We start from the raw sequence: 10,423 nt of genomic DNA on the forward strand, positions 1-10,423 counted from the left end.
GTATCGCCTACTTTTAAAGCCGCTTTCGCTTCTTTTAAGAGCTTACCAACTACATCACCTAAACCAGGTATTAATCCAACTGCTGCAATGGTATAATCAATACTGTCTTCAGCTTCAGCAACAGCTTTCCCATCACCTATTATTGGAATAAAATCAGCGACTGTTTTTTCTATATTAGCTATAAGTTCAGCTGCTTCTTTATAGGGTTCTGTTATTCCTTTCTGAATTTCAATAGCTTGTTCAAGTATAGCTTGTTGACGCGCATAGTCATCTAAATTATAACAAGCATCATCTGTATAGCAATTGTATTCAGCTTTCATTTTTGACTCTGAGAAAAAGAAATCAAAACCAAGATTCTCTCCATTATTCTCAACCGCATTTTTACTACTACTAATAGCTGCGCCAGCATCACCAACACTACCACCACCGGCAGCTACTGCCAGACCTGCTGCTAGTTGAGATAGTGCGCTGATGGTTTGTTTTTCATCTTCGGTTAAATCTTTGACTTCTTTGCCATAAAGTTGTTTGCGGATGATATCTGCTGCAACTTCACCGGTCACTGCACCGGCACCACCGGCAAGTCCTGAGTTACCTTGTAGCTCAGCGACTACTGCGCCAAGTATTGCATGAGCAATTAAGTTACCGGCAATATCATCGGTTTGCCATTTACCATCTTCACCCATATGCCCGGTGTGCAGTTTTATCTGTTCAGCCAGCCATGGCGCACTGGCGCCAGCTAGGCCGCCGGTTATATCGCCGGTGATAATGCCGGTAATAATGGCGGTAGCCGTGTCTATGCCTTTACTGACATCACTGCCCATGGTACCAAGATTTTTTTGTGCGTTATTTATGACAATATTATCAACCTCATCATGATAATATTGAGCATAAATTTCATCATAGCTTTTTGGCTGATAATTAGGGTCTTGCTCTGCTCTTGCCTGCTCTTTTATTGCCTCTTCTTTTGCTGCGGCATCTAACTTATCTAGTTTATCTTTATTGTTGTCTAAGTCTTTTTGCGCTTGTATTCGGTCATACTTTTGTGTGATGCTTTTTGCTTGTTGGGCGATATCTTTTATTAGCTCAACGGTTTCTATTTTATCCAGCTCTTTTTGCTTATCAAAAATCTGTTTTAGTGGATTATTGGCACTTTCGGTATCCCGACTTAAATCAGCAATATTTTGTTGTTGTTCATCTTGATTACGGATGATTAATTGACCTTGCTCTACCGCGGATTTGGTAGTGCTCGATGCTGAATCACTGTTTTGGTAAGCTGTCGGCATACCCGGACCGCTGGTACCGCCACTGACCGATACATGCGTAACGTTAAAGTCGGCTTTGTTTTCGATATCACTAAAGCTTATTGTGCCGGTATCGAGCCTGTTTTTGCGGGTATCGTCTGCCTCAGAGGCAATCACCGCCCCTTTTAAGTCAGTGTTATTGCCCACCGTGATATCATATCCGCCTTTGCCGGCAAATATGCCCGACTGGTCGGTGACACTTGCCCATTTGCTGTCAATATTGGTTGCCGATAATGAGCCGTTGGCACTAAAACCACCAAAGCCGGCTGTTCCACTTACCGAAGCACTGATTTTTTCATAGTCATAATCATCCGTATCTTGCAGTGATTGGATATTTAAGTTATTGCCAACATTCATTTTAACGCTGTCGCCTTTAAGCTGACCGCCGATAATGTTGACATCATTACCCGTTTTGATGTTTAGGTTGTTTTTCGCCTCTATAATACTTTCAGTCCATGCACTGCCATCCGCATTTTCACGTTCACGACTGAAGTTACCATTAGCTTTGAAGCGGAAACCACTTTCATCACCCCCAAATTGTAGCTGTATACCAACGCCGCCACCGTAGCTTTTTTCATCACGGTCACTGTGCTGGGTATTGACCGCACCAATCACATTGACATCGTGATTAGCGGTCAGGTTGATATCATTGCCGGCTTTAACTTCACTGCCTTTTAAGGTGATATCGCCACCTTGTTGATTTTTATCTCCGCTGGCAATGATATTAATATTACGACCGGCTGAAACCCCACTGCTAATTACATTATGTTGTTCCTGATTAACTTCACGCTCAGTACGTTGCGTACCAACCATCGCACTTATACCGATTGATGCCTGTGATTGTCCTTGCTGATTTTTCAATTGCAAATCTTCAATCGCTTCAATGGCACTTAAGGCTGATTTAATCGATTGCAGGGCGAGTATTTTGTCGTTATCTTGATGTTTCGCGCGTTTAACCGCTTGTGCCGCTTCATACATATCGGCAGCCGTTCCGGTTAATGCCACGGTTAACCCCGATTTTTCGTATTTATACTCTTCTTTATAGGTGGTTTTGGCATCTAACGCTTCGATATTAACATTTTCACCTTGTAACTTAATATCTTGTTTAGCGATAACGTCACTGCCTTTAATCGCAATATCTTTCCCTGCTTGAATATTGACACTACCATCGGTGCTACCTACCAAACTACCGACATAGGCTTGCTCAGTATCAGTTTGTTTTAGGTTTTCTTTTTCTTTACCTATCGTAAAGCCAATACCACCACTGCCCATTAGCCCCGATTTTTTCTTAATCGTTTGCTCTTTGCGGTAATAGGACTCTTCCGCCGCATCAATCTTAATATCGTTGCCGGCTTTTAAGTTGACGTCATTGGTACCCACCACTTGGCTGCCGGTCACAGATAGATTGTTACCGGCATTTATTGTTACGCTATCACCATAAAGTTCACTGCCTTTTTGTGTGCTGTCGTCAATAATCGTTCGGGTTTTTTCACTGCTACTTTTCAAGAAACCTTTCGTTTTGCTTTTGTGAAATTCATCTAAATCAAAGTGCTCTTGGGACGCTTCAATGCTGATATCGTTTCCTGCTTGTAAACCGAGATGACCACCGGCAGTTATCCCAACCGTTTTAGCTTTAATATCATTACCTGCCACCAGCTGAATATTGTTGGCCGCCATAATTTCAGTGCCGACCACGCCTTTTTCATCTGTTCTGCGATAATCTTTTTTGCTAGTAATATCAAATTTTTCTTCAATATCGGCAGTGGTTAATCCAATATCATGCCCGGCCTGTAACCATGTAGTTCCCTCTTTACCGCTGTTAACGATATAACCCGCCTTAGCATTAATATCATGTCCAGCATTAATCACAATATTGCCATTGTTGACTTGAATTGTGCTCGCCTGATCGATATTGGTCAGCAGATTTCGCTCGCGGGTTTGTGTGCGGGTGCTTGATAATAAATTGATATCGTTATCGGCGGATAGGTAAACTAATTTGTCACCGACTAATTTGCCATAGTTAATAATGTCATTTTGGGCATCAATTTCAACCCGACCACCATAAATCGTCCCTTTATTGGTCACATTATAGCCATCTAATAGGGCATCTTGTTTGGCCGCGATTAATCCAGTGTTATTGAGTTGTTCACCTTTGACAAAAACATTATCACCGGCAATCACCGCCCCATCACTACCTAATTGCGGGCGGTTTACGATGTAAACTTGGGGCACTAATACCTCGGTTGGTTGACCGTTAACCATAACGGTTTTTTTCACCAACAAGACGATATCGGTTGTTAATGCGCGCATTTGTTCGCCGGTTAACTCAAGTCCGATGGCAATGCCAAATTCTTGAGCAAAACTGACCCCAGCATCCATTAATGCCTGATACTGTTCAAGGTCAGATTGATAACCTTGTAAATAACGGTGACCGGTTAAACCAACAATTTGTTGTTGAATAAGTTGTTGTTCATAGTAACCATCTCCTAACCGTTTTAATACTGAATCAGGATCAGCCGTTAAACGCTTAAGCATATAATCAGAGCTTAACCATTTTTTACGATTAGTAAAACGCGGATCAGTTTCAACAAGATAATTTTTGTTGGTATCTTTATTCACAATCCATAAACTATTGTCCGGTAAGGTTAAGTTTGGCTCATAGACACTAATGGTTTTGCTCGGCGTGATATCATTACTCACTTGCGGTACCGGCTCATTAGTTGCGGTATGCTGACGCTCTTGATTAGTCAGATCTTCTTCAATATTGGTATCAGGTTTGGACTCAATGGTAGTAATTGAGCCTTGCGGATGGTAAGCATCGGCTTTTATTTTTGTTTTATCCGATTGATTTGAATTAATGGCAATGCTTTGCGCTGAAACCACTTTCGCTTGTTGGCTAAGGGTATCATTGACCGTTTTATCCACCACAACAGAGTTGTGGCTGTTTTCCACATTAACTTCACTGCGTGGTTGCTCGGTCAGTTTTGTTTTTTCAAATATTTGATGATCGACAATATTTTTATTTAAGGCATTATCAATAAAAATTTCATCGGGTTTTTTATATTCACCTTGATATCTACATCTATATTTATCTTCACCTTTCCTTTTATGCAGATAAATGCTACCTGAATAAACATATTTAGTTATCGCTTCTTGAGATTGATTATTCAATTGAGCGGCATTGATATTGACAGTTTTGCCGGCAACTATTTTACTGTCTTGATTATTGATGGTTTGTCCGCGAATAATCATATTACCCGCAGCGCTGATTTTGCTGGGGTCTGTCTCTAATATAACGGTACGATATATGTGTTTAATGACATTATATTCCCATGAATTTGCCTGACCATTTACACCTTTAGAGGGAACACTCATGCGTTGCAAGCGTTTTGAATGCCTTAAATGCTCAGGAATATCATTCCACCAATAATAACATCTCTTCCCTCGACCACTTTGGCAAGCTATACCGCGCATATATTTTGAATGGATACGATATGTCACTTCATCAGGTGAATATTTTGTTTTACCATCCCCGGCTGAAGTTTGGAAGTAGGTTTCAGTTTCCGGTGGTTCATCACTTTTACGCATTTCAGTGACAATATGGTCATTGATATTGTTAAGTTGATTGGCCGCAATAAATAAATCACCATGCGCTTCAATGGTGGCCGAGTGATTATTGATTTGCTTAGCCATACCTGTCACATTCCAGTTTTCATCAAGGCCGCCACCAATAATAAAATTCCCTAAACTGAGTAATTGTGCATGAGTGTAATTATTTAAGGTCTCCACACCTAAATGGAAGTTTTGCCGAGCGGCAATCACCGGCGCGAGGTTGTTTTTTGCTAAGTTATTTAACCAGTTGGCATGAATAGCTAAGTTATCGGCATAAATCCGACCACCGGCTAAATTATCAAGTTTATTGGTTCGCATTACAGCGGTGGTTGCATCAATTAACCCGTGATTTGTCACATTTTGGTGTTTTAACGACAGATATTCAGCACTAATTTCTGCTTGTTGTTCATTGGTTAACTGCTGGCTTTCTAAGGAAACTTGCTTACCTGCGGTGATTTTATTTTTGTTGATGATGTCGTTTTGTGTGCGAATCGACAGATGTCCGTTGGCTGACAATTGTGTTTCATTAACAAACGTCTCTTCTAAATCAAGCGATAAATTGTTTTTACTCTGAATGTTTCCATTGCCACGATATGCTCTTGTTTTTAAATAGATATCATTGGCCAGTAACTGCCCTTGCGTGTTATCAAAATGTTGGGCATCAATAATGAGCTTTTCATTAGCGGTGAGTTTGCTATGCTGATTATTCAAATTGGGACTGGTCAGTACGATGTCGTTAGCCAGATATTCCGCTTGTTGATTGTTAAGCGAGCCGGCCTTGACGTCAATTAACCCATTGGTTTTCAATGATGCCAATTGATTATCCACATCGGCTGAATTTAATAAAATAGCCCGATTAGCGAGCAGGTTAGCATGTGAGTTATTGATATGATTGTTCGCTTGTATATCAATTACGCCATTTGCCGTTAGCTGCGCATCACGATTATCTAAACTATCAGTTGCCGTTAGTTTGATATCTTGTTCCGATAAAATGGTCGCTTGCTGATTATTTTGCGCCACTGCTTGAAGCGTAATATTACCTTTAGCCTGCAATTGAGCCTGCTGGTTATTAATCTGCTGGGCATTAATGTTGAGTGCTTTTTCAGTCAGAATATTCGCGTGTTGGTTATCAATATGTTGGCTATTAAGGGTTAAATCCCCTTTGGAAAAGAGTTGCGCCTGCTGATTATTCAGCTGCCCGCTGGTGATATTAAGCCCATTTTCCCCCGCCAAGAGTAACGCTGATTCATTATTTAACTGATTGGCTTTTACGGTGATTTGTGACTGAGACTGCAACGCCGCTTTGGTATTATTCAGTGTGTCAGCCTGAATATCAATAGCATTTTCAGCAACCAAAATCGCATTATTATTATCCATTTGCTGGCTGTTAATGGTGATGGCCTGGTCGGCTTTGATAGTGCCTTCACGATTATTTAACTCGTCGGCAACCAGCGTGACCGATTGATTACTGAATAATTTTGCCTGGCTGTTATCAAGTTTATCAGCATCAATGGTTATAGTTTCTTTTGCACTAAGCACGGCCTGCTGATTGTCAATTTGCTTAGCATGGATCTTAAGTGATTGGTGACTGGCTAATTGAGCGGCAATATTGGCGAACTGCTGCGCATTAATGCTGATGGCTTTTTTAGCTACCCATATGGCTTTATTATTGTTAAGTGTTATGGCGCTGACGTTGATATTCCCCTCTGCGCCTATTTCACTCTCAGTTGTATCTATCGTGTCAGCGTGTATGGAGATGTCTTGGTCACTGATGAGTGAGGCGTTATCATTCTTTACGGTTTGTGCGGTAATATCAATATTCCCTAAACTGTAAATGTCTGATGCTGAGCTATTAAGTGTGTTAGCTTTAAGCTGCATCTGCCCCAGTGATGTTAACTGAGCATCTTGCAATGATAATTGCTGGTCACCGGTAATATTCATTTTGCCTTTGCTGGCAATGGTTGCGTTATTCAGGGCGGCTTGTTGGCTGCTGAAAGTGAAATCCCCTTCAGTCACATAGTTGGCCCGGTCACTGGCGGCCGATTGCGTTTGGATATCAATTCCTTGTTTAGCTTTGATTTCACTATCTTCATTATTGAAAATTTGGCTTATGAGGTTTATTTTACCGCCGGAAAAAAAGTTACTATATTGGTTATCAAGGCGATTGGCATTGATATCAATAGATTGATTGCCGGAAAACTGGGCATGGGTATTGCTCATCTCATCAGCCTGAATATTGATACCCTGTTCGCTGATAAGCAAAGCATTATCATTGCTTAATTGATGTTGAGCATGAATGTCTATGCCGGCTTTGCTCTGCATCTGCGCGGAGTGATTATCAATGTCTGTTGCATCAATAATCAGCCCACCCTCGGTTAACCATGTCGTGTCACGGTTATTGAATTGCTCAGCAGTAATATCGATATTTTGTTTGGCTTCAATGGTCGCGTTTTGGTTATTAAACTGTTTAGCAAACAGCGAAATAGCCCCTTCACTTAACCAACTGCTGTTTTGGTTTTTGAGGGCATTAAAATGCATGCCCATCCCCAATTTGGCATACATCATCGAGCTTGCGCTTTCAGCCTGCCCCGCCACAACCGTTAATATCTGATTCGTTACCAGTTGAGCCCGGTTAAATGCGGCAAAAGCTAACGCTTGAATAGTTAAATCGTTGGCAGATTTGATAACCGCATCATCGGCCTTAATATTAGTTGCCGATAGCTGAATTTGGCCGTTAGATAAAATCTCACTATGGTTTAATTGCTGCTGCGTACCTTTTAAGGCAATGTTCCCCTTAGCACCGATAGTGGCATTACTCAGGTCAATGTTGTCACTGTCAATAACCATTTGCTGACCTGAATATAAACTAGCGGCGTGTGCAGCAAATTGCTCGGCTACGTTTAAATTCAGCCCTTGCTCAGCCTGTAATACCCCGTTATGACTACTCAATTGTTTGCTATCAATGGATAACATCTGGTCAGAAATTAACTGACCATTATCGTTATTCATCGTTAAGGCATGTATGGCTAATTGACCTTTGGCGATAAGGGTACTGAATTGATTATCAAATAATCCGTTAATAGTAATATTGGTGTGATTGCCGCTTTGCCATGTTGCTTGTTGGTTTTGTAAGTTATCACCGGTAAAGGTTAAATCTCGACCACTAATTAAGTGGGCATAGTTGTTATTTAACGTGGTAAACTGGTAGTTAATTGTACCAACAGCATTGATTTTGCTCGATTGGTTGTCGATGTGATTGGCGGTTACGTTGATATCATTATTCGCTAGCCAATTTGATTGCTGACTTTGTAGCGCATCAGCAGTGATATCAATATTATTTAACGCCCTGATTTGTGAATGATTTAACTGTAAATTATTCGCCTTGAGTGATAGTGCACCGGTGGTGATGAGTTTAAGATGTTGTGCATAATAGTTATTTGCATTTATAGCAATTGACTGTTTCGCTTGTAAATCAGCCTGATTTGTCGATAACGCTTGGCCGTTAACCTGTAAGGTTTGCTCGGTAACCAGTGCAAGTTCATCCGCATTTACCTTATCCCCAGACAGCAAAATAGCACCTTTAGCACTCAATGTGGCTTTTTGCAGCGCAATATCATTGGCATCAATGGTTAATTTGCCGTTAGTTAAGAGGTTCGCTTCCTGACTTTGTATCTGGTTTGCCTTGATATTAATATCTTCTTGCGCAATGAAGGTACCCTTGTTATTGGTTAATTTATCCGTTACTAAGGTAATGCCTTTGGGCGTTTGCAAGGTGACATTGGAGGTATCAATTGCGACGGAGTGATTTAAATTAAGTTGTTGTTCGGTTTGTAATTGCGCCGATTTAAGCGAAAGTTGCTCACTGTTGAGTTTTATCTCGTGTGCGTAAGTTTGGCTATTATCCAGATTAACACTCTGCTTGGCATTTAAAGCTAATTTTTGACTGGCTTTATTTTGTCCATTTAAGGCAATCTTGTTGGCATCAGCTTCAATATTGCCAGCTTGGGTTAGTTTACCTTGCGTATCAACCCCAGCGATGATAGCACTTTTTTGGCTACTATTAATCTGCTTGGCATTAAGTTTTATATCATTTTTCGCCATTAATGTGCCATCATTACTGATGGTTTTACCACTACTTAAGGTGACTTTTTGTTTACTGTAAATCTGTTTTTGATTGTCAATATCACCCCGACTACGCAGCTCAATATTTTGCTGCGCCTGTATGGCACCACGGTTGGTGATTTTACCGTCTGCACTAATACTAAGCGTACTTACACTGGCGCCCAATTCACCAGCATTATGCACCCCAACCCCTTTTTCGGTCCCCACCATTCGGATAGCGCCGGCATACATGCCGCCTAGCTGTGATACATCAATGGAGACTTCTGGTTTGTCATGCTCACCACTATCTGCCAATGGGGTGATGGTGTTGCCATCCTGACTGACCTGATTTTTACCGGTGACCACATTAAGTTCATTCGCCCAAATCGCTGAATTGACCGATACCGTACGGGAAATCAAGTCTGTATAACTTTGCCCGGTGCTATCAAGCCCTTTACCGGTGACCACTATCTGACCTTGCTCGACCCGATAACCGGTTAATTCGCCATTTTGCATGATAGGCTTACCGGTCGTTAATGTTGAACGACTGGCATTAATAAATCCACAACCATTACAGGTTATCCCTGAGGGGTTAGCGATAACCACCTGTGCCTTTTGCCCCGCCACTTCAATCACCCCATTTAATTGGCTAGGGTTGCGTGAATTAACTTCATTTAAGATTATTTTTGCCGGACCACTACTTTTTAAAAACTCATTACCTTGCACATAACCGGCAATTTGTGTCTGACTTATTTTGCCGCTGTTATTTAATATCGCTCCTCTCTCCGATACATCAAATTGCTGGTATTTATTGTGTGATACCCCTTTACTGTTGGGCGTTTGGATATTTACCTGCGTGATACCATTGGCTGTTGAAATAACCTGTGGCCGTTGGTTTTTAGCCGCCTGATTGTCCGCAACAATATCACTGCCGTATGCCGGTAAACTAAGCGTGACAAAGCCTAAAGATAATGAAACGAATAAGGTTATGGGTTTAAGCGTGGAAAAGAGCGCTTTAACCATGAGCGGTTTTTCGTCGGTTGCAGCTTTTTGATGACCTTTGCTGGTGGTGGCGATTTCAGCAACCACCATTTGCATACCACGTTTTTTATTAAAAATGACACGATATAAATTCTTATTCATAACCTATTCCTTACTGACTTTATACTTCTTATTTTTACTTGATATTCGGTATAGCTAATTGTTAGGACTTACTTTATTTTTAGAAATTTATTGCTGCAGATTGCTTCGTATAACTTTATTATTATTTTAATAGTTCCAGTTAACATTAAAGCCTAATGTTAATGGATTGGTTTGGAACCCTTTGGGTTTGTGAATCGGTTTGCCGGCAAAGAGGTCATAGTAAAAACCATAATTATTTCCTCGTATGCCTATTACGCCACCGGTTA

At 41.0% G+C, this 10,423-nt stretch carries 1 protein-coding gene; it reads right to left on the minus strand.

Going from position 1 to position 10,423, the window contains the following annotated elements; genetic code table 11:
- Positions 1-10,157 (minus strand): two-partner secretion domain-containing protein (locus DKK70_RS00920; RefSeq protein WP_146210837.1); only part of this gene is annotated, 10,157 nt, incomplete at its 3' end.
- Positions 10,158-10,423 lie beyond the last annotated feature (266 nt).

Origin of the sequence: Gilliamella apicola (genome assembly GCF_003202655.1) — a bacterium.
GTDB classification, from domain to species: Bacteria; Pseudomonadota; Gammaproteobacteria; order Enterobacterales; family Orbaceae; genus Gilliamella; species Gilliamella apicola_R.